16 protein-coding genes and 2 pseudogenes are annotated in these 19,568 nt (G+C 62.5%); 11 read left to right on the forward strand and 7 right to left on the reverse strand.

The window, feature by feature from the left end; genetic code table 11:
• The first annotated feature begins 110 nt into the window (after window positions 1–110).
• From ACGI6K_RS03785 to ACGI6K_RS03795, 3 genes are all read left to right on the forward strand, one after another.
• Window positions 111–368 carry a YdcH family protein gene (locus ACGI6K_RS03785; RefSeq protein ID WP_376949403.1) on the forward strand — a complete coding sequence of 86 codons (258 nt, stop codon included), beginning with the start codon at window positions 111–113 and terminating at the stop codon, window positions 366–368.
• A gap of 61 nt (window positions 369–429) precedes the next feature.
• Complete coding sequence (gene radA, locus ACGI6K_RS03790) at window positions 430–1,791, forward strand: DNA repair protein RadA (protein ID WP_376949400.1); 1,362 nt, start codon at window positions 430–432, stop codon at window positions 1,789–1,791.
• A gap of 66 nt (window positions 1,792–1,857) precedes the next feature.
• Window positions 1,858–2,319 carry a methyltransferase family protein gene (locus tag ACGI6K_RS03795; RefSeq protein ID WP_376949398.1) on the forward strand — a complete coding sequence of 154 codons (462 nt, stop codon included), beginning with the start codon at window positions 1,858–1,860 and terminating at the stop codon, window positions 2,317–2,319.
• An 87-nt stretch (window positions 2,320–2,406) separates the two neighbouring features.
• Here ACGI6K_RS03795 and ACGI6K_RS03800 read toward each other — a convergent pair whose 3' ends face one another.
• On the reverse strand, window positions 2,407–3,033 hold the full coding sequence (locus tag ACGI6K_RS03800) for a response regulator (RefSeq protein ID WP_376949396.1): 627 nt from the start codon (window positions 3,031–3,033) through the stop codon (window positions 2,407–2,409).
• On the reverse strand, window positions 3,030–4,394 hold the full coding sequence (locus ACGI6K_RS03805) for a cache domain-containing protein (RefSeq protein WP_376949394.1): 1,365 nt from the start codon (window positions 4,392–4,394) through the stop codon (window positions 3,030–3,032). The genes ACGI6K_RS03800 and ACGI6K_RS03805 overlap by 4 nt, the downstream gene beginning before the upstream one ends.
• A gap of 377 nt (window positions 4,395–4,771) precedes the next feature.
• Between ACGI6K_RS03805 and ACGI6K_RS03810 the strand changes: the two genes are divergently transcribed.
• From ACGI6K_RS03810 to ACGI6K_RS03825, 4 genes are all read left to right on the forward strand, one after another.
• Window positions 4,772–6,829, forward strand: coding sequence for a carbon starvation CstA family protein (locus ACGI6K_RS03810; RefSeq protein ID WP_376949392.1), 2,058 nt, complete (start codon window positions 4,772–4,774; stop codon window positions 6,827–6,829).
• Between the two features lie 48 nt (window positions 6,830–6,877).
• The gene (locus ACGI6K_RS03815) at window positions 6,878–7,081 is read left to right on the forward strand and encodes a YbdD/YjiX family protein (protein ID WP_376949390.1); all 204 of its coding nucleotides are present in this window, start codon (window positions 6,878–6,880) and stop codon (window positions 7,079–7,081) included.
• Between the two features lie 265 nt (window positions 7,082–7,346).
• Window positions 7,347–8,318 (forward strand): GTPase, encoded by a 972-nt coding sequence (yjiA, locus tag ACGI6K_RS03820; protein ID WP_376949388.1) that lies wholly within the window; start codon window positions 7,347–7,349, stop codon window positions 8,316–8,318.
• Between the two features lie 218 nt (window positions 8,319–8,536).
• Complete coding sequence (locus ACGI6K_RS03825) at window positions 8,537–9,295, forward strand: IS5 family transposase (protein ID WP_394543450.1); 759 nt, start codon at window positions 8,537–8,539, stop codon at window positions 9,293–9,295.
• A 177-nt stretch (window positions 9,296–9,472) separates the two neighbouring features.
• Here ACGI6K_RS03825 and ACGI6K_RS03830 read toward each other — a convergent pair whose 3' ends face one another.
• The 3 genes and pseudogenes from ACGI6K_RS03830 to ACGI6K_RS03840 form a co-directional block, all read right to left on the reverse strand.
• Window positions 9,473–12,175 (reverse strand): M10 family metallopeptidase C-terminal domain-containing protein, encoded by a 2,703-nt coding sequence (locus ACGI6K_RS03830; RefSeq protein WP_376945645.1) that lies wholly within the window; start codon window positions 12,173–12,175, stop codon window positions 9,473–9,475.
• 229 nt (window positions 12,176–12,404) lie between these two features.
• Window positions 12,405–13,172, reverse strand: a pseudogene (locus ACGI6K_RS03835) (IS6 family transposase).
• A 366-nt stretch (window positions 13,173–13,538) separates the two neighbouring features.
• The gene (locus ACGI6K_RS03840; RefSeq protein ID WP_376945647.1) at window positions 13,539–13,865 is read right to left on the reverse strand and encodes a hypothetical protein; all 327 of its coding nucleotides are present in this window, start codon (window positions 13,863–13,865) and stop codon (window positions 13,539–13,541) included.
• Between the two features lie 243 nt (window positions 13,866–14,108).
• Here ACGI6K_RS03840 and ACGI6K_RS03845 point away from each other — a divergent pair, with 243 nt between their 5' ends.
• Entirely contained in the window at window positions 14,109–15,302 is a 1,194-nt protein-coding gene (locus tag ACGI6K_RS03845; RefSeq protein ID WP_394543453.1) for an IS4 family transposase, read from the forward strand.
• A gap of 11 nt (window positions 15,303–15,313) precedes the next feature.
• Here the strand turns inward: ACGI6K_RS03845 and ACGI6K_RS03850 are convergent, their stop codons facing one another.
• Entirely contained in the window at window positions 15,314–15,649 is a 336-nt protein-coding gene (locus tag ACGI6K_RS03850; RefSeq protein ID WP_377969110.1) for a hypothetical protein, read from the reverse strand.
• Between the two features lie 296 nt (window positions 15,650–15,945).
• Between ACGI6K_RS03850 and ACGI6K_RS03855 the strand changes: the two are divergent.
• The 3 genes and pseudogenes from ACGI6K_RS03855 to ACGI6K_RS03865 all read left to right on the forward strand — a co-directional run.
• Window positions 15,946–16,892 (forward strand): annotated as a pseudogene (locus ACGI6K_RS03855) (IS3 family transposase); the annotation flags it as partial.
• Window positions 16,893–17,024: 132 nt separating this feature from the next.
• Complete coding sequence (locus tag ACGI6K_RS03860) at window positions 17,025–17,276, forward strand: type II toxin-antitoxin system Phd/YefM family antitoxin (RefSeq protein ID WP_376942952.1); 252 nt, start codon at window positions 17,025–17,027, stop codon at window positions 17,274–17,276.
• Window positions 17,276–17,797 (forward strand): type II toxin-antitoxin system VapC family toxin, encoded by a 522-nt coding sequence (locus ACGI6K_RS03865; RefSeq protein ID WP_376942950.1) that lies wholly within the window; start codon window positions 17,276–17,278, stop codon window positions 17,795–17,797. The genes ACGI6K_RS03860 and ACGI6K_RS03865 overlap by 1 nt, the downstream gene beginning before the upstream one ends.
• Window positions 17,798–18,161: 364 nt before the next feature.
• On the opposite strand, the gene glyA is transcribed toward ACGI6K_RS03865, so the two are convergent.
• Entirely contained in the window at window positions 18,162–19,415 is a 1,254-nt protein-coding gene (glyA, locus tag ACGI6K_RS03870; RefSeq protein ID WP_376942948.1) for a serine hydroxymethyltransferase, read from the reverse strand.
• Window positions 19,416–19,568 lie beyond the last annotated feature (153 nt).

Below are 19,568 nucleotides of genomic sequence, written 5' to 3' on the forward strand. Positions count from 1 at the left end.
CGGAACGCCTGGCGCACGGGCCGATCCGTTCGCCGCGCGGCCCGGCGGCCGTGTTGACCGGCTGCTAAGGTGAAAAGGTCCGTTCACCATTTTCAGAGGAGGAGTGCTGCATGTACTACGTCGATCCCCATCCCCTGAGCAAAGATTTCCCGGACATGGCCGAAGTGTTGCGACGCTTGCGGCAAACGAATCCCAGCTTCTCCTGCCTGGTCGAGGATTACGAGGCGCTGGACAAGCGTATCTGCCTTATCGAGGGTGGCACGGAGAACATGGACGACCTGCAACTGAACGCGCTGAAGCAGGAACGGGTGGTGATGAAGGACGATATCGCTCGCCAACTCAGAAAGGCGCTCGATAACGGTAGTTGAGTGCGCGCACGGGCCCGGCCCCGGCCGTTATCATGTGGGTTTTTCCCGAAGCGGAGTTCCCATGGCCAAGGCCAAGCGCATGTACGGCTGTACCGAGTGTGGCGCCACCCTCCCGAAATGGGCCGGCCAGTGCGGCGAATGCGGCGCCTGGAACACCCTGGTGGAAACCCTGCTGGAGGGCACGGCGACGCCGAGCGGGCGCGGCGGCTGGGTCGGCCAGCAGGCCAGTGTCAGGACCTTGGCGGAGGTCAGCGTCGAGGAGCTGCCGCGCTTTTCCACCGCTTCGAAGGAGCTCGACCGGGTGCTCGGCGGCGGTCTGGTGGACGGTTCGGTGGTGCTGATCGGCGGCGACCCGGGAATCGGCAAGTCGACCATCCTTCTGCAGACCCTGTGCAATGTCGCCGAGCGCTTCCCGGCGCTCTACGTCACCGGCGAGGAATCCCAGCAGCAGGTCGCCATGCGCGCCCGGCGGCTGGACCTGCCGCTGGACAAGCTCAAAGTAATGACCGAGACCTGCATCGAGGCGATCGTCGCCACCGCCCGCCTGGAAAAGCCCAAGGTGATGGTGATCGACTCGATCCAGACCATCTTCACCGAGCAGTTGCAGTCGGCGCCCGGCGGCGTCGCCCAGGTGCGCGAGAGCGCGGCGCTGTTGGTGCGTTTCGCCAAGCAGAGTGGCACCGCGGTGTTTCTGGTCGGCCACGTGACCAAGGAGGGCTCGCTGGCCGGCCCCCGGGTGCTCGAGCACATGGTCGATACCGTACTGTATTTCGAGGGCGAGTCCGACGGCCGCCTGCGCCTGTTGCGGGCGGTGAAGAACCGCTTCGGCGCGGTCAACGAGCTGGGTGTGTTCGGCATGACCGACAAGGGCTTGAAGGAGGTTTCCAATCCCTCAGCGATCTTCCTCACCCGCGCCCAGGAGGCGGTGCCTGGCAGCGTGGTGATGGCCACCTGGGAGGGCTCGCGGCCGATGCTGGTCGAGGTGCAGGCGCTGGTCGACAACAGCCACCTGGCCAACCCACGGCGCGTCACCCTCGGCCTCGACCAGAACCGTCTGGCCATGCTGCTGGCCGTGCTGCACCGCCACGGCGGTATCCCCACCTACGATCAGGATGTTTTTCTCAATGTGGTCGGCGGGGTCAAGGTGCTGGAAACCGCCTCGGATCTGGCGCTGCTCGCCGCAGTGATCTCCAGCCTGCGCAACCGGCCCTTGCCCCACGACCTGCTGGTGTTCGGCGAAATCGGCCTGTCCGGTGAGCTCCGTCCGGTACCGAGCGGCCAGGAGCGCCTCAAGGAGGCCGCCAAGCACGGTTTCAGGCGCGCCATCGTGCCCAAGGGTAACGCACCCAAGGAAGCGCCGGCCGGGCTGGCAGTGATCCCGGTGACGCGCCTGGAACAGGCCCTGGATGCGCTCTTCGAATAATGGGCGGATGCCAGGGGGAGGGCTCGCTGGCGCTACAATCGGACTTTCCCGCCAAGGAGTGCCGTCATGTCCGCTCGTCCCATCCCCCGCATCCTGCCGCCGCCCGTCATCTACCTGCTCTTCGTCAGCCTGGCTTGGGGGCTGGATGCCTTATTGCCGGTGCCGCTGCCGGACAACGTCTGGACCTGTTGGATCGGCTGGGGATTGATCGACGCCGGCCTGCTGCTGATGCTCTGGAGCGCGCTGCAGATGATCGGCCAGCGCACTACCGTCAACCCCTACGGCACCCCAGCGAAACTGCTCGAAGAAGGACCTTTCCGTTTCTCGCGCAACCCCATCTACCTAGCCGATACCCTGGTCTACGCCGGCATCGCTCTGCTCCTGGCCAGCCTCTGGCCCTGGTTGCTGCTGCCGGCGCTGATCGTCTTCATGGACCGCACGGTGATCCGTCATGAGGAGGCGCTGCTGAGCGAACTGTTCGGCGACGCCTACCGGTCCTACCGGGAGCGGGTACGGCGCTGGATCTGATCGAGTCTGCCCGGCGGGGGCGCGAGGCCGTGGCCGAATGGGCGGATTTCATCCGCCGGGCTGCCGTTCCATCGGCGGAGCACCCCGTCAGAGCCGGGAGGCGCTCAGGGCGTACTTGATCAATGCCGCGAAGCCGTCGATGTTCAGCTTGCGGCGGATGCTCAGACGGTGGGTTTCCACCGTGCGCACGCTGATATCGAGTTCGCGGGCCATGGCCTTGCTGTCCAGCCCCTGGGCGAGCATTCGCAGGATTTGATGCTCGCGGGGCGTGAGGTTCTGCGGGTCCGAGCCGCGGTCGGCCAGCTTGCGGGCGACTTCCGAGCTGTAGAAGCTGCCGCCGGCGGCGATGGCCTCGATGGCGGCGACGATTTCCCGCGACGAGGCGTCCTTCAGCACATAGCCGCGGGCACCGGCACGGATCGCGGTGCGGACGTGTTCGATGTTGTCGTACATGCTGAGGATCAGCACCTTGAGATTCGGGTACTGCCGGTCCAGGGTACGGGTCAGCTCCAGGCCGTTGGTGTCTTTCAGGCCGATGTCGAGCAGCAGCAGGTCCGCCGGCCGCCGGTCAAGCAGTTCGAGCGCTTCGGCGGCGCTTTCCGCCTCGCCTACCACTTCGATCCGTGGCATGACAGTCAGCAGTGCACGGATGCCCTCGCGTACCAGTGCGTGATCGTCGACCAGGACGATCCGGATCGGGTTGCCGGAATTCATGCTGCGACTCTTCTTATAGGGGGCACGGGCAATATTACACAGATCTCGGTATGACCAATGCTGGACGATAGGCTGAAGCGACCGCCGAGGTGCTCGACCCGTTCGCGGATATTGCGCAGGCCGATGCCTTCCTGCGTCCGCTCTATGGTCCACGGATCGAAGCCGATGCCGTCGTCCCGTACCCGCAACTGCACGCCGTCCACACAGGGTTCGAGGTCGATGAGGACGCTGCTGGCCCGGGCGTGGCGCTCGATGTTGGTCAGCGCCTCCTGGACGATGCGGAACAGCGCCACCGCCACTTCGTCGAGCAGCCGGGCGTCGTGCAGGCTATTGCGGTAGACGACGCTCAGGTTGCAGCGCTGCTCGAACTCGGTCGCCAATTGGCCGATGGCGGCCGGCAGCCCCAAGGTGTCGAGCAGCGAGGGGCGCAGATCGTGAGAGATGCGGCGGATCTCGCCGATGGCGCCGCCCAGTCGCTCGGTGGCCTGGCCGAGGATCGCCAAGCCATCGCTGTGGCCGGCCTCCAGTTGATGGCCGGCCAGTTCGAACTGGAACTTGATCGACACTAGCAATTGGCTGATGCCGTCGTGCAATTCCCGGGAAACCCGCGAACGTTCTTCTTCCTGCAGGTGGACGATGCGCCGGTTGAGCGATTGCAGCTTGCTGTCGGCCAGCCGGTGTTCCCGGACGCTCAGGGTCAAGCCGCCGGCGAAGACCAGCAGCACCGCCACCAGGGCGATGGTGGCGATGGCGATCATGGTCGAGCGTATGCCGCCGGCCACCTCGTCGCGGACCTGGCGGGTCGCTTGCTCCACGTCCTCGAGGTAAATCCCGGTGCCGAGCATCCAGCCCCAGGGTTCGAGCGCCACCACGTAGGCCAGCTTGTCGGTCACCTGGCCGGTCGAGGGTTTCCTCCAGGCGTAGCGTTGGAAGCCGTCCCCATGAGTGGCGCTCTCGATCAGTGCCCGGACGGCGGGCAGACCGTGGGGGTCGGTCAGGTTCCACAAGTCGCGGCCGACCAGTTCGGTCTGGCGGGGATGCATCAGGTTACGGCCCCGGATGTCGTAGACGAAGAAGTAGCCGTCCCGTCCGAAACCGAGCTTGGCCAGGGCTTCCAGCGCCTGCCGGCGGGTCTGGGCATCGTCCGAGGCGCCGGCCTGCAGCGGGGTGATGACGCTCAGTGCCATGGCCACGTAGTTCTTCAGTTCGGCCCGCTTGCTGGAGAGAATGGCGTTTTCGATCAGCCAGGCCTGATCTTCTCCCAGCCGCTGGTTCTGCACGATGACCAAAGCGCAGATGAGCGCCATGGCCAGCAGCAGCGGCAGGATGCTGAGAGCGACGATCTTGTGTTTGAGCTGCATAGACCTTCTCATGCGGAATGGAGCGGAGCCGTGGGGCGCACCGGGATCGTTTGCCGAAAGCGCATCTACCGGACGACCGGTATGGGAGGCCGTCGGGTCCGGAGATTCTGTCCTAGGATTTCTGGTAGGGGCGTTTTGCTAGCTGCCTGCCTGCGACCGCTGGCCAGGCCCCATGCCAGAGGGCTGCCAGGCCCGTCCGGGGCCGGACAGGGACATGCCCGGCCCGCCGTGTCTACGTGGTTCTACGTAGTGGCTCTGAGTAGCACTGCGAATATCGGCACCGGCGGGATCTGGCGATAGTAACAAGGCTCCATCTCCGGGGCGCGATAATTCCAACAATGACGCCGCAGGCTCCCGGCCGGCGGCAGGAGAATTCAATGAACCGATTGGTCTCTCATCTCGCCTGGCTCGCCCTGGCAGTACTGGGCGCCGCCGCCTTGGGTGTCGTGGCCCTGCGGCGTGGCGAAGCCATCAATGCCTTGTGGATCGTGGTCGCCGCGACGTCGATCTATCTGGTCGTCTACCGCTACTACAGCTTGTTCATCGCCAACCGGGTGATGGGGCTCGATCCGCGCCGCGCCACCCCGGCGGTGCTCAACAACGATGGTCTGGATTTCGTGCCTACCAATAAGCACGTGCTCTTCGGCCATCACTTCGCCGCCATCGCCGGCGCCGGCCCGCTGGTCGGCCCGGTGCTCGCCGCGCAGATGGGCTATCTGCCCGGCACCCTGTGGCTGATCGCCGGGGTGGTGCTGGCCGGTGCGGTGCAGGATTTCCTGGTGCTGTGCATCTCCACCCGCCGCAACGCTCGCTCGCTGGGCGACATGGTGCGCGAAGAAATGGGCCAGGTTCCCGGTACTATCGCGCTGTTCGGCTGTTTCCTGATCATGATCATCATCCTCGCGGTGCTGGCGCTGATCGTGGTCAAGGCCCTGGCTCACAGTCCCTGGGGCATGTTCACAGTGATCGCGACCATTCCGATCGCCATGTTCATGGGCCTGTACATGCGCTACATCCGTCCCGGACGCATCGGCGAGATCTCGGTGATTGGCATCGTCCTGCTGCTGGCCTCGATCTGGCTGGGCGGCGTGATTTCCACCGATCCCTACTGGAGCGAAGTGTTCACCTTCAGCGGTGTGCAAATCACCTGGATGCTGATCGGCTACGGCTTCGTCGCCGCGGTATTGCCGGTATGGCTGATCCTCGCCCCGCGCGACTATCTGTCGACCTTCCTGAAGATCGGCACCATCGCCGCCCTGGCGATCGGCATCGTGATTCTCAACCCCGACCTGAAGATGCCGGCGGTAACCCAGTTCATCGACGGCAGCGGTCCGGTGTGGAAAGGGGCGCTGTTTCCCTTCCTGTTCATCACCATCGCCTGCGGCGCGGTGTCCGGCTTCCACGCGCTGATCTCCTCGGGTACCACGCCCAAGCTGTTGGCTAGCGAGGGCCATGCCCGCTACATCGGCTACGGCGGCATGCTGATGGAGTCGATGGTGGCGATCATGGCCATGGTCGCCGCCACGGTGATCGAGCCCGGCGTGTACTTCGCCATGAACAGCCCGCCGGCCATCGTCGGCGCCGATGCCGCCAGCGTGGCGGCGACGGTCAGCGGCTGGGGTTTCGCCATCACGCCCGAAGCGCTGGAAAGCGTCGCCCGCGATATCGGCGAAACCACTATCCTGGCGCGTGCCGGCGGTGCGCCGACCCTCGCCGTAGGCATCGCGCAGATCCTCCACCATGTGTTGCCGGGGGCGACTTCCATGGCGTTCTGGTATCACTTCGCCATTCTGTTCGAGGCTCTGTTCATCCTGACCGCCGTGGACGCCGGCACCCGCGCCGGGCGCTTCATGCTCCAGGACCTGCTCGGCAACTTCGTGCCGGCCCTGCGCCGCACCGACTCCTGGGGCGCCAACGTACTGGCTACCGCCGGTTGCGTGGCGCTCTGGGGCTATCTGCTGTACCAGGGCGTGGTCGATCCGCTGGGTGGCATCAACACCCTGTGGCCGCTGTTCGGCATCTCCAACCAGATGCTCGCCGGCATCGCTCTGATGCTCTGCAGCGTGGTGCTGATCAAGATGAAGCGCCAGAACTACGTCTGGGTCACCCTGCTGCCGGCCGTCTGGCTGCTGATCTGCACCACGGTGGCGAGCTTGATCAAACTGTTCGATCCGAACCCGGCGGTCGGCTTCCTCGCCCTGGCTGGCAAATACTCCGCGGCGATGGATGCCGGCCAGGTCCTGGCTCCGGCCAAGGACATCGGCCAGATGCAGAACGTGATCATGAACGCCTACACCAACGCTGGTCTCAGCGTGCTATTTCTGATGGTGGTGTTCAGCATCCTGTTCTACTCGCTGAAGGTCGGCCGTGCCGCCTGGATCGTCGAGCAGCGCACCGACAAGGAAACGCCCTTCCAGGCGGTTCCCGGCGCCTGAGTGCTGCCGGGCCCCACGGGGCCCGGCCCTTGAGAAAGGAGAGAGGCCGTGTTTAACGATCTCAGCCGTATGGGTAAGTATCTCGGCCAGGCCGCGCGCATGCTGGTCGGCATGCCCGATTACGACACCTATGTCGAGCACATGCGTAGCAAGCACCCCGAGCAGCCGGTAATGAGCTACGAGGATTTCTTTCGCGAGCGTCAGGACGCCCGCTACGGCGGCGGCAAGGGACGGCCGGTGCGCTGCTGTTGAGCCCGACTCGCCAAGCTGCCGCGGCTGGCCTTCGAGCGCGACCAGGCTCGACGGCGCAGCCGCCCGCCGAACGCGCCCCGGCGCGGCCCGGAGGGTGGGCGTAGCGAGTCAATCTTCCTGTACTGCGGTACATTGCGGCTCCCCCGCGCTGCTTGTCCTCAACCTGCCTGCGCTCGCCGCGCTCGTCGAGTCTGGTTGTCGCGTGAGCAACCGTATTCACGCGCCACGCTTCGCCGTGGCGCGCTTCGTTTCGAGGATCGCTTCCATGTCCCAACTTCCCATCCCGGTCACCGTGCTCAGTGGTTTTCTCGGCGCCGGCAAGACCACCCTGCTGCAGTACCTGCTCAAGGCCGAGCACGGCCTGAAGATCGCGGTGATCGAGAACGAGTACAGCGAGATGCCGATCGATAGCCAACTGCTCGGCGCCGAGCCGGTCGAGGTGGTGACCCTGGCCAACGGCTGCGTATGCTGTTCCATCCATATCGAACTGGAAAAGGCGCTGTTCCTCCTGCTGGAGCGCCTGGACGCCGGCGAACTCGATTTCGACCGCCTGGTCATCGAATGCACCGGTCTGGCCGACCCGGCGCCGGTGGCGCAGACCTTCTTCGCCGACGGTGAAGTGTGCGACCGCTATGTGCTCGACGGTATCGTTACCCTGGTGGACGCCGCTAATGCCGGGCGTCACCTGCAGGAGGCCATCGCTCAGGCCCAAGTCGGCTTCGCCGACCGCATCCTGCTGAGCAAGACCGATCTGGTGGCGGCCGAGGCGGTCGAGGCGCTGAGCCAGCGGCTGCAGCGCATCAACCGCCGCGCGCCGATCCGCATCGTCGAGCACGGGCGCATCGAGCTGGGCGAACTGCTCGACGTGCGCGGCTTCAACCTCAACGCCGACTTCGGCCAGGCCCTGAGCCTGCGCCCGCTCGTTCCGACCGCCGATAAGGACCGTATCGCCACCCTGGTGCTACGCAGCGAGCGGGCGCTGGACCTGCAGAAGCTTGGCCTGTTCATGGAGGGCCTGCTGGCGCGCTACGGCGATTCGCTGCTGCGCTACAAGGGTGTGCTGAACCTGGCTGGCGAATCGCGGCGCATGGTGTTTCAGGGTGTGCTGCGCCTCTACGGCTTCGACTGGGCGGAGGAGTGGGGCGCCGACGAGCCGCGCGAAAGCGTGCTCGTGTTCATCGGCGACGAACTGCCGGAAGAGGAAATCCGGACAGGATTCGCCGAGATGCAGGGCTGAGCGCGACAGGCGCAGGCACGGTCCGGGAAACAGCCCATCAGGAATGCCCGGATCGCCGGCCAGGAACGAAAGAGCCCGATGCGGAGGCCGGGCTCTTTCCGATGGGCGGAGCTTACCGAAATGCGCGGAAAGCCCCGTACTTCTAGTGCGGGGATGAATAGCGTGGACGGCGCTAGGCCCTGTTGACGTAAGCCCAGCGCTAAAATTTGGCTTTTGCCATGACCGACAGAAACCAGCTGAGCGATAACGCTTGGGCACAGATACAAACTCTGCTGAGCACCACGAAGGGCGCCCGACTGCTGAAGGCCCCGAGCTGCCGCCGGTTCGTCGAAGCGGTGTTGTGGATACTGCGCACCGGTGCCCAATGGCGGATGCTTCCCAGCCGCTTCGGAGCTTGGAACAGCGTCTTCAAGCGCTTTTCACGCTGGTGCAGGCTCGGCATCTGCAACAAGCTCCACTCGGCGCTCAGTCTTGAGGCCGACCTCCAGCATGTCTGCATCGACAGTTCCATTATCCGTGCTCATGCCTGCGCGGCAGGAGCGGCCCATAGCTCGGCTTCCGAGGAGGCATTGGGGCGCTCGCGCGGTGGCTTTGGCTGCAAGATCCATGCGCTGACCGATGCATTGGGTCTGCCGATTCGCTTCATTTTGACGGGGGGCCAGACGGCCGATATCACCCAGGCGGTCTCGCTCTTGGAGGGGATCAGTACGTCGGCGCTGCTGGCCGACAAGGGCTATGACGCCAACACGCTTCTGGCATGGCTGGAGGCGCGTCAGATTCAGGCGGTGATTCCGCCCCGGAGCCACCGGCTTGAGCAGCGCTCCTGCGACTGGCATCTCTATAAGGAACGCCATGTCATTGAGTGCATGTTCGGCAAGTTGAAGCACTATCGGCGGATCGCTACGCGGTACGAGAAGAAGGCCAGCCATTTCCAGTCCATGCTGGCCTTCGCTGCTGCTCTGCTGTGGTTACGCTGATACGTCAACAGGGCCTAGTGAAGGCTACTGGCTGGCTTTGCAGAATGCCTACGATCTGGAGGAGGCCCGTCGGGCAGTAGACTACGACGGAATCCCCAGGCATGCCGCCTGAAAACTGGCAACGGAGTGACAGGAACCCTATCCGCTTCTGCTTCTAACGGACAGCACCCTACACTTTCAGCTGGCCTGCTCGATCTGCGTGGTGCCGATGATTTGGAGCTGGCCGGTCGAGTTGCCCACCGGGGTAAAGAGGAAAGCATCGGCAAAGAGCTGATCGTCGTAATCGCCCTGCAGGGCGATCTCGAAGCGCTGTCCTTCGGCATTCGCCTCGAAGCTCTTGAGGTAGGTGACGGTGCTGGCGCTGTTCACCTGCACCGCCAGGGTGCCGCCGTAGCCGTCGCCCAGGCCGCTGAAGCCCAATGCCGACAAATCGATGCGGTCCTCGCCGGCCTCGAAATCAAGGATCAGGTCGCTGAAGCCTTCGCTATCGGTGCGGTAGCTGTCCTTGAGGCTCGAAAAGCGGAACAGGTCGGCGCCGCTGCCGCCGGCCAGGGTGTCGCGCCCGAGGCCGCCGTCGAGAATGTCGGCGCCGGCGCCGCCATGCAGATAGTCGTCGCCAGCCCCGCCGGCGAGGCTTTCCGCCGCCGGAAGGCCGATCAGGCTGTCACCGGCCTCGGTGCCCTCGATGGCCACAGGTGCGAAGAGCACATTGTCGCTGTCGAGCCGGTTGGCGAGGTCGCCGTCCAGGACGATCTCGAAGCGCCGTCCTTCGGCATCTACTTCAAAGCTTTTCAGATAGGTTCGCGTGCCGGCGTCGTTCACCTGCACGGCTAAGGCGCTATCGTGGCCATCGCCAAAGCCGGTGAAGCCCAGCGCCGAGAGGTCGATGCGGTCCTGGCCGGGATCGAAGTCGAGGATCCGGTCGCTGAAACCCTCGCTGTCGGTGCGGTAGCTGTCGGTGCGGGCCGAGACGCGGAACAGGTCGGCGCCCGTGCCCCCGCTCAAGGTATCGCGCCCGGCACCGCCGTCGAGCAGGTCACCGCCGCCGGCCCCATCCAGGTAGTCCTCGCCGCCCTGGCCGACGAGGATCTCCGCCACCGGGCTACCCTGCAGGTTGTCTCCAGCCTCGGTGCCTTCGAGGACAAGCGGCTCGAAGATCAGATGGCTATTGTCGAGCAGGCCGGTGAGGTTGCCCTTCAGCGAAATCTCGAAACGCCGTCCCTCGGCATCCGCTTCGAAGCTCTTGAGGTAGGTAAGGGTGCCGACACTATTCACCCGCACGGCCAGGGTGCCGTCATGGCCGTCGCCCAGCCCGGTGAAGCCCAGCGCCGAGAGGTCGATGCGGTCTTGGCCGGGATCGAAGTCGACGATCCGGTCGCTAAGATTTTCGCTGTCGGTGCGATAGCTGTCGTTGCGGGCCGAGATGCGGAACAGGTCGGCGCCCGTGCCGCCGTTCAGGCTATCGCGCCCGGCGCCGCCATCGAGAACGTCGTTGCCGTCCTTGCCAAGGAGCCGCTCGTAGGCGTCGCTGCCGATCAGTACATCGTTGTTGCCGTGGCTGCCCTCGAGCGTTAAGAGCAAATCCTCGGGTAGTGCCCCAAAAGTCTTATCGAGGGTGCCGTCGGCGTTCAGCCTGATCACGCTAAAATCGTACCTGCTTGAGTCGTAACCATTGCCGCTGGGGTTATAGCTATATCCCGACACCAGGATCTTGCCGTCGGGCTGCACGGTCAGGCTGTGCCCTTCATCGTTGCCCCACGCTATATCAAAGATGGCCTTGCCGTCGCCGCTGAAACCGGTGTCGAGCGAGCCGTCGACGTTCAGCCGGATCACGCTGAAGTCGTAAGTAGCGTTGTCGGGGTTATAGCTCTGTCCAGCCAGCAGGATCTTGCCGTCCGGTTGCAGGGCCAGGCTATTGACTTGGGCGTAGCCTATCCCGAGAGCGAAGCTGGCCTTGCCGTCGCTACCGAAGCTGGCATCGAGACTGCCGTCGGCATTCAGTCGAGCCACGCTGAATTTGGTGCCATAGCGATAGCTAGAATTGTCGCTCCCTCCGGCCACCAGGATCTTGCCGTCGGGTTGCACGAGCAGGCTATTGCCGTAATCGCTGTTCCCATCGATATCGGCGGTGGCCTCGCCATCACTACCGAAGCTAGTATCGAGCGTGCCGTCAGCGTTCAGCCGAATCACGCTGAAGTCGAAATAGGTGCTGTTCTCGGAATAGTCATAGCTGAATCCCGCCATCAGGATCTTGCCGTCGGGCAGTACCGTAACGCTATGGCCTTGGTCGTCGCTATATCCGAGCTCGAAGATAGCCTTGCCATCGCTGCCGAAGGTGGTGTCGAGGGTGCCGTCGGCGTTCAGCCGGATTACGCCGAAGTTGTCATCGCTGCCGTTATCGCTCCGTCCAGTCACCAGGATCTTGCCATCGGGCTGCATGGCCATGCTATAGACATAATCGCCCCTCCCGAGATCGAAGGTGGCCTTGCCGTCGCTGCCGAAGCTGGTATCGAGACTTCCGTCGGTATTCAGCCGGATCACGCCGAAGTCGCCATTACTGCTGCCGCTCAGCAGGAACTTGCCGTCGGGCAGCACGGTCAGGCTACGGCCTTGGTTGCTTCCTCCAATATCGACGATGGCCTTGCCATCGCTATCGAGGCTGGTATCGACAGTGCCGTCAGCATTCAGCCGGACCACGCTGAAGTCATCATTACGGCTGACGGGATCATAGCTCTGTCCGGCCAGCAGGATCTTGCCGTCCGGTTGCAGGGCCAAGTCATAGTTGAGATCGCTATGCTCTGCTATGTCTATCAGCATCTTGCCTGTGGCTATGCGGGAAGTAGGGCTTGGCGCGTCATTGCTTGGTGTCGGGGTTTCCATTCAACGATCCTTTTGGGTTTTGAGGTGTTTTAACGAGCGTTTTAGAGGCGATCCGCGGCTGACTGATCCCCAGAAATTTTCCCGTAAAATCAATTAGGTAGGGCTTGAAGAGGCCTGCATGGACGGGCACGTTGGTTGTCGCCAAACAAAAACAGCGTCCCCGGTCCCATGCAGACCGGCTCTGTTGCAAAAAGTTTGGATTGCAAGGACGTTCCCACTTTCTCCATTGTCAGGCGGTTTGAGTTTCGAGTTTCCGGGCGAGCAGAGCCACGGCTTCCGTTAATGCGCTCTGCCCAATCCCAAAAGCTCGTTCAACGATACGAGCTTCGCCACGGACGTCGTCGGTCAGGTTGAAAATCGCAGCCTGCCCCTTGCGTAAAGCCCGCATCACCTCGAATCCTTTGATCGTCGCATACGCGGTTTTCAGCGTCTTGAAACTTCTAACTGGCCTGATCAGTTGTTTGAGCTTGCCGTGATCGGCCTCGACCACGTTATTCAGATATTTGACCTGCCGGTGCACAAGCTCTTTTGGGCACTTGCCTTCGGCCTTTAATGCCGAAATCGCGATGCCGTAGGTCGGCGCCTTGTCGGTGTTGATCGCTGTTGGCTTTTCCCACTCCTTCAAGCCGTTCAAAGCCTTGCCCAGAAATCGTTTGGCTGCTTTGGCATTGCGCGTCGGCGACAGATAGAAAGCAATCGTGTTGCCGAACTTATCGACGGCGCGATACAGATATGTCCATTTACCACGAACCTTCACCTAGGTCTCATCGACGCGCCAACTCGTCGATTGCGGTCGCCGCCAATGCCAACGCAACCGCTTTTCAATTTCCGGTGCGTACTTTTGGACCCAGCGATAGATCGTGGAATGATCGACGGACACACCGCGTTCGCCCATCATTTGCTTAAGGTCGCGGTAGCTTACTCCATAGCGGCAATACCAGCGCACGGCCCACAAGATCACTTCGCCCTGAAAATGACGCCACTTAAAATCGCTTATCAAAAGTCTCGCTGAAAATCATCCGCGCTCTTTCGGCGATCAACCGAATTTTTGCAACAGAGCCATTTAAAGCACGCTAAGGAATGCATTACCCAGTAACAGCGCGGCTTTGCGTCGAATGGCTGCTGTCGGATGTCGCGTTGCGGTATTTCTCGAAACTCGGCTTTGGCGGCACACCATTACGAGAATATTTTTCGAAAATCACTTGAGCAAGGCCAGCACTGGCGCGGGCGTCATTTTCAGAAGGCAACTGCATGGAAGGTCAGAAGCGGACTGCACTGCAATCGACGTGAGTGTTGGGATTAGGACAGCGAGACGCAGAGATGCCGCTCAGTAGATTGCCGCTACCGGCCCTATATAGGATGCCTACTCTTTCCTAATTTGTTGGGACATCCACTGGTTCATACTGCGTAGCTCGGTAAGGTAGGTTTCGCTTGAGGCCGTTGGATCATAGGCCTGGTTTAGAAAAAATTGAATAGGCATTTCCATTCCTGGGTAACGTTCTATGAATGCCTGAGCATGGTCTTCCAGCGTTATGGGCCAGAGCAGATCTTCCTCTGAACGCAGAACGTTAGTTGAGCGAAGCAGTTTCCGTGCGGCCTCTCGCTGCAGCCGTTTTATTTCTACTGGAGAGGATGCAGCTTCGATGCGGCCTGCATATTTGGCCAGCACAACGGGGAAGTCGCCGTTCACTGCCAAGGCTATGGAGCGAGAAGGCTTGAACGGCTTGAAATGTTTTCCTAGATCGTTGCCCCAAACGCATCGGCAATGGTGCTTGAGCCAGTAACCCCAGCGATAGGCATTTTCCTCGGCTAAAGCCTCGGAGCCTGAGTGATCCCCAGAAACTTTCCAAGAAAATCAATTGGGTAGGGCTTGAAGAGGCCTGCATGGGCGGGCACGTTGGTTGTCGCCAAACTGACCGATGCCCCCCTACCCATGCAGACCGTCCAATTCTTGCACGATGCCTTCGCCCAAGCACTCCCCACGATCCATGCCCGCCGTCTCGAAGCCCTGATGGCCGCAGTGGCCGCCCTGCTGCAAGGCCGCTGCCTGAGCCTGACCGCGCTGGGGCGCTTCCTGCCCGGCTCTGCCTGGCCCAAGCATGCGATCAAGCGGGTCGACCGCCTGCTCGGCAACCGGCAGTTGCAGGCCGAGCGGGGGGTGTTCTACTGGGCCATGCTCCGCGCCCTGCTGGGGTCGCTCGAGCATCCGTCGATCCTGGTGGACTGGTCGCCGATCGATACCGCCGGCACGCTGTTCCTGCTGCGCGCCGCGATCCCGCTGGCCGGGCGTTCGCTGCCGGTCTGTGGAGTCGTCTATCCGCGCGAGGGCTGCCCGCGTTGCCAGAAACGCCTGCTCGAGGCGCTCGCGGCGATGCTGCCAGCCGGCTGCACGCCCATCCTGGTCACCGATGCCGGTTTCCGGCGGCCCTGGTTCCAGGCCGTCGAAGCCATGGGTTGGCATTACGTCGGCCGTGTGCGCAATCGCGACCTGTGCCGATTCGCCGAGCAGCCCTGGCAGCCAGTGAAAAGCCTGTACGCCCTGGCCTCGGCATCGCCGAAACGGCTCGGTGGCCTCGAAATGACGCGCTCGGCGCCCTGGTCCACCCCACTCTACGCGGTAAAGCATGCGCCACGGGGGCGCAAGCACCGGCGCATCACCGGAACCGTGGCCCGGGATAAACGCAGCCGGCAAAACGCACAGCGCGAAAGCGAGCCCTGGCTGCTGGCCAGCAACCTGCCCGAGGCGCAGTGGAATGCCGCGCGGGTCGTGGCGATCTACAAGTGGCGCATGCAGGTCGAGGAAGGCTTGCGCGACCTGAAGAGCCATCGGCTGGGGTTTGGCCTGGAGCTGCATCGAAGCCGCTGTCCGCGCCGCATCGAGATCCTGCTGCTGATCGCCGTGCTGGCTAACTACGCGCTGTGCCTGCTGGGTCTGCAGGCGCGAGAGGCGGAGCACGAACGGTGCTTCCAGAGCAACAGTCTCAAGTGCAAGCACGTGCTGTCGCTGTGGCGGCTGGGACTGGAGTATGCACGCACTTATGTGGGAGACATTTCCCGAGAGAGGCTGCGGGAGCTGGAGTTGGCCCTGCGGCAGGAGGTCCACCGGCAAGCGCGGGAACTGCGGTGATTTTGTGGGGATCACTCAGCCTCGGAGCGGTAGCCGATATCGAAATCAATCTTGGTGACCTCTGGATGTTGGCATTCAAGGTCTTGCCGTACCTGTTCAATCCACTCGTTCTCAATACTTGTAATGGATCGGCCAAGAATGAGAGTGACATCGAGATCCGACACACCGAGCCTAGCGCAGCCTTTTGCAACGCTGCCGTAGAGATAGATTCCATCGATCAGTGCCTTAGCAGGTGTCGCAAGCGATTTACATAGCTCTTGCATCAACACTCGATACGCCGGCTGAATCGGAAGCTCCGGCATAGCCAAAATGCAACTGTCGGCATCTACCCCCTGGACGCTACTCATCATTTTTCGCAAATGAATTCGATACATCAGTGTCTTGGTTAGCTAATGTCCTTTATAGCCAAAGGCCGTCTGTTTGAACGAAGGATCTATGTTGCATTCTTTGAGTCGGCATCGGCTGGCGTTCCCTGGTGGAAAACCATTTGCCAACCAATAGGCTCTAGCTGCCAGATTATTGATGATCGTAGAGTGTGACGTTCAAGAACGCCAGCTTCGTTGAGTTGCGCGGATCTGTAGGTGGGATAGCCTGATTCGGGCAGACAGTCTCGATTGCTACCATCAGTGATCGGGAGTGAAACATGATCAGAAACAGTTACCCCAGAGAGTTCCGCGCCGAAGCGGTGAAGCTGGTCCTCGAACAAGAACTCAGCCGTAAAGAGGCGGCCAGCCGGTTGGCATTCCCAAGGGAACGCTGGCCACTTGGGTGGCGGCTGCCATGGCAGGCAGTGAGAAACCAGCCCCAGGGGCGAGAACCGTTGCCGAGCGGGAGGCGGAGAATGCTCGTCTGCGCAAGGAGCTCGCCGATGCCCGCACGGAGCGGGATATCGTAAAAAAGCAGCCGCGTACTTTGCTCGGGAGTCACTGCCCGGTACGCGTGGCGCGGGCTTCTACGACTGGCACGCGCGGGCCCCCTCGGCGCGAGACCGGGAGAATGAGCGGTTACGGGTGGCTATCCGGGCAGCCCATGGCAAAAACCGGGAGACCTAGGGTATCCGCCGCTTACAGCCAGAACTTGCTGCGATGGGCTTTGCTGCCGGGCGCGACCGTATCGCTCGCCTGCGCCGTGAAATGGGCCTGCGTTGCCGGCAGAGGCGCAAATTCAAGGCGACCACTCACCCGTCGCATACGTTGCCAGTCGCCGAGAATGTGCTGGGACAGGTGTTCAGGCCGAACCGGCCGAATGCGCTGTGGACGGCCGATATCACGTATATCCCGACTGGGGAGGGGGCTGTACCTGGCGGGCGTGAAGGATGTGTTTACCCGCGAGATCGTTGGCTACGCATTCTCGGAGCGGATGACGACCGATCTGGTGAGCAGGGTCCTGTTCCGGGCACTCCAGCAGCACCGCCCACCGCCAGGCCGCATCCATCGTTCGGATCGCGGCAGTCAGTACTGCGCGAAAGCTTACCGTGATTTGCAGGAGCAGTTTGGCCTGCAGCGTTCGATGTCAGGCAAGGGGAACTGTTTTGATAAGGCACCGATCGAGAGCTTCTGGGGAACGCTGAAGAACGAGCTCGTTCATCACCGTGGCGCTTATCCCCATCAGGAAAAACGGTTGCGAGAAAGTCCGCCTCGCCTTCAAGGTAGCGCTGCTATAGATGCGGGTCTGCTGCTATGATGTAGAAACATACCTACATTTACGTTGGAGGAGCAGACTATGCCGACGACCCTTTCTAGCCGGGAGTTCAATCACGACACCAGCCGGGCAAAGAAGGCCGCGCTGACCGGGCCTGTGTTCATCACAGATCGTGGGAAACCGGCTCACGTTCTGCTGTGCATCGAAGAATATCAGCGACTTACCGGCAGCCAACCCAGCATCATCGACATCCTAGCGATGCCTGGGGGAGAGGACATGGAGTTTGAAGCCCCTCGCGCCACGATCAAGACGAAGCCGGTGGATTTTTCTTGATGTTCTTGCTCGATACCAATGTTGTCTCCGAGCTTCGCAAGGCCAAGCAGGGCAAGGCCGATACCGGTGTTGTTGCTTGGGCGCAAAGCGTTCAGGTCGGGGAGTTGTACCTGTCGGCCATCTCCGTGATGGAGTTGGAAACCGGAGTATTGCTGTGTGAACGAAAGGATGCAGCTCAAGGGGCGCTTCTGCGAGCGTGGCTCGATCAGCACGTCCTTCCTGGCTTTGCCGGACGCATTCTGGCAGTGGATACCGCCGTGGCTCTCCGGTGCGCGAGGCTGCATGTGCCGGATCAGAAGAGCGAGCGCGATGCGCTCATTGCCGCGACGGCGCTCGTTCACGGCATGACGATCGTGACCCGGAACGTGGCGGATTTTGAATTGACCGGCGTTTCAATCCTCAACCCCTGGAGCCAGCAGTCACGAACCCTCATCAGCGACTCCTGCTCGAGCACCTACGCTGGCTCGAAACACAGCCCGACGACTACCGCAACGGTCATCTCGACAAAGCGGCCTTGCTGACGATGACCACCGAGGCCTTGGCGTCCGTCGAAGCCTTGGACCGAAGGTGTTCAGGGATCTGGACTCGTGGCTACGCCGACGACTCAGGGCAATCCAGCTCAAACACTGGTGAACGGGGACGACATCTACAAGTCCCTTCGCCGTCTTGGGGCAACCCATGGGCCGGCGAGTCTTGCTGCTGGGGTTGGTGGCAGAGGGTGGCATTGCAGTCTGTCGGAGATTCACTGTGTCCTTTCGGTGAGCTACTTCGACAAGCTCGGTATACCCCGACTCACATAACCTCAACTTCTCGAACCGCCCGGTGCGGACCCGCATGCCGGGTGGTGTGGCAGGGGCGCAGCTTCATGGCTGCCCCCTATGCCGATCAATTGCCGTATACCGGGAACCTGGCGCAGATCGCCTGGACCTTCTCGCGCACGCCGTCGACCACCGCTTCGTCGTTCAGGTCGGCGAGGATGTCGCAGATCCAGCCGGCCAGTTCGCGACACTCGGCCTCCTTGAAGCCGCGGGTGGTCACCGCCGGGGTGCCGATGCGCAGGCCGGAGGTGACGAAGGGCGAGCGCGGGTCGTTCGGCACGCTGTTCTTGTTCACCGTGATGAAGGCGCGGCCGAGGGCGGCGTCCGCATCCTTGCCGGTGATCTCCTGCTTGATCAGCGAGAGCAGGAACAGGTGGTTCTCGGTGCCGCCGGACACCACGTCGAAGCCGCGCTCGATGAACACCTGGGCCATGGCCTTGGCGTTCTTCACCACTTGCTGCTGGTATTCCTTGAATTCCGGCTGCAGGGCTTCCTTGAAGCACACCGCCTTGGCGGCGATCACATGCTCCAGCGGGCCGCCCTGGCCGCCCGGGAAGACTGCGGAGTTGAGCTTCTTCTCGATCTCCTCGTTCCGGCGGGCGAGGATCAGGCCGCCGCGCGGACCGCGCAGGGTCTTGTGAGTGGTGGTGGTGACCACGTCGGCGAAGGGGATCGGGTTCGGGTACACGCCGGCGGCGACCAGGCCGGCGACGTGGGCCATGTCGACGAACAGGTAGGCGCCGACCTTGTCGGCGATGGCGCGGAAGCGCGGGAAGTCCAGCACCTGGGAATAGGCGGAGAAGCCGGCGACGATCATCTTCGGCTTGTGCTCGACGGCCAGGCGCTCGACTTCGTCGTAGTCGATCAGGCCGTTGCCATCGATGCCGTACTGCACCGCGTGGTACAGCTTGCCGGAGGAGGACACGCTGGCACCGTGGGTCAGGTGGCCGCCATGGGCCAGGCTCATGCCGAGGATAGTGTCGCCAGCGTTGAGCAGCGCCAGGTAGACCGCGGCGTTGGCCTGCGAGCCGGCGTGCGGCTGGACGTTGGCGTAGTCGGCGCCGAACAGTTGCTTGGCGCGCTCGATGGCCAGTTGCTCGACCATGTCGACGTATTCGCAGCCACCGTAGTAGCGCTTGCCCGGATAGCCTTCGGCGTACTTGTTGGTGAGCACCGAACCCTGGGCCTCCATCACGGCGGGGCTGGTGTAGTTCTCGGAGGCGATCAGCTCGATGTGATCTTCCTGGCGCTGGGCTTCTTGCTCCATGGCGGCGAACAGTTCGGCATCGTAGCGGGCGAGGGTCAAATCACGGCTGAACATGGCAATCCCCTGGGGTTCGGCTGGGCGATAATTAAAGAGGGCGCGAATTCTACCCCATCCGCACCGGGCCGGCACATGAAAGACAATCAAGCGTGGGCGAGCCGGGCTCATTCGACTGGGCAGGCCATCTTTGATCACAGTAAAGCCGCCTCC

Origin of the sequence: Azorhizophilus paspali (assembly GCF_043587585.2) — a bacterium.
Taxonomy (GTDB): domain Bacteria; phylum Pseudomonadota; class Gammaproteobacteria; order Pseudomonadales; family Pseudomonadaceae; genus Azotobacter; species Azotobacter paspali.

What these genes read in the sequence shown, in the direction of transcription:
- ACGI6K_RS03785 (WP_376949403.1), top strand. Translation starts at nt 111, where the DNA reads ATGTACTACGTCGATCCCCATCCCCTGAGCAAAGATTTCCCGGACATG.
- radA (WP_376949400.1), top strand. Translation starts at nt 430, where the DNA reads ATGGCCAAGGCCAAGCGCATGTACGGCTGTACCGAGTGTGGCGCCACC.
- ACGI6K_RS03795 (WP_376949398.1), top strand. Translation starts at nt 1,858, where the DNA reads ATGTCCGCTCGTCCCATCCCCCGCATCCTGCCGCCGCCCGTCATCTAC.
- ACGI6K_RS03800 (WP_376949396.1), bottom strand. Translation starts at nt 3,033, where the DNA reads ATGAATTCCGGCAACCCGATCCGGATCGTCCTGGTCGACGATCACGCA.
- ACGI6K_RS03805 (WP_376949394.1), bottom strand. Translation starts at nt 4,394, where the DNA reads ATGCAGCTCAAACACAAGATCGTCGCTCTCAGCATCCTGCCGCTGCTG.
- ACGI6K_RS03810 (WP_376949392.1), top strand. Translation starts at nt 4,772, where the DNA reads ATGAACCGATTGGTCTCTCATCTCGCCTGGCTCGCCCTGGCAGTACTG.
- yjiA (WP_376949388.1), top strand. Translation starts at nt 7,347, where the DNA reads ATGTCCCAACTTCCCATCCCGGTCACCGTGCTCAGTGGTTTTCTCGGC.
- ACGI6K_RS03825 (WP_394543450.1), top strand. Translation starts at nt 8,537, where the DNA reads ATGACCGACAGAAACCAGCTGAGCGATAACGCTTGGGCACAGATACAA.
- ACGI6K_RS03830 (WP_376945645.1), bottom strand. Translation starts at nt 12,175, where the DNA reads ATGGAAACCCCGACACCAAGCAATGACGCGCCAAGCCCTACTTCCCGC.
- ACGI6K_RS03845 (WP_394543453.1), top strand. Translation starts at nt 14,109, where the DNA reads ATGCAGACCGTCCAATTCTTGCACGATGCCTTCGCCCAAGCACTCCCC.
- ACGI6K_RS03850 (WP_377969110.1), bottom strand. Translation starts at nt 15,649, where the DNA reads ATGAGTAGCGTCCAGGGGGTAGATGCCGACAGTTGCATTTTGGCTATG.
- ACGI6K_RS03860 (WP_376942952.1), top strand. Translation starts at nt 17,025, where the DNA reads ATGCCGACGACCCTTTCTAGCCGGGAGTTCAATCACGACACCAGCCGG.
- ACGI6K_RS03865 (WP_376942950.1), top strand. Translation starts at nt 17,276, where the DNA reads ATGTTCTTGCTCGATACCAATGTTGTCTCCGAGCTTCGCAAGGCCAAG.
- glyA (WP_376942948.1), bottom strand. Translation starts at nt 19,415, where the DNA reads ATGTTCAGCCGTGATTTGACCCTCGCCCGCTACGATGCCGAACTGTTC.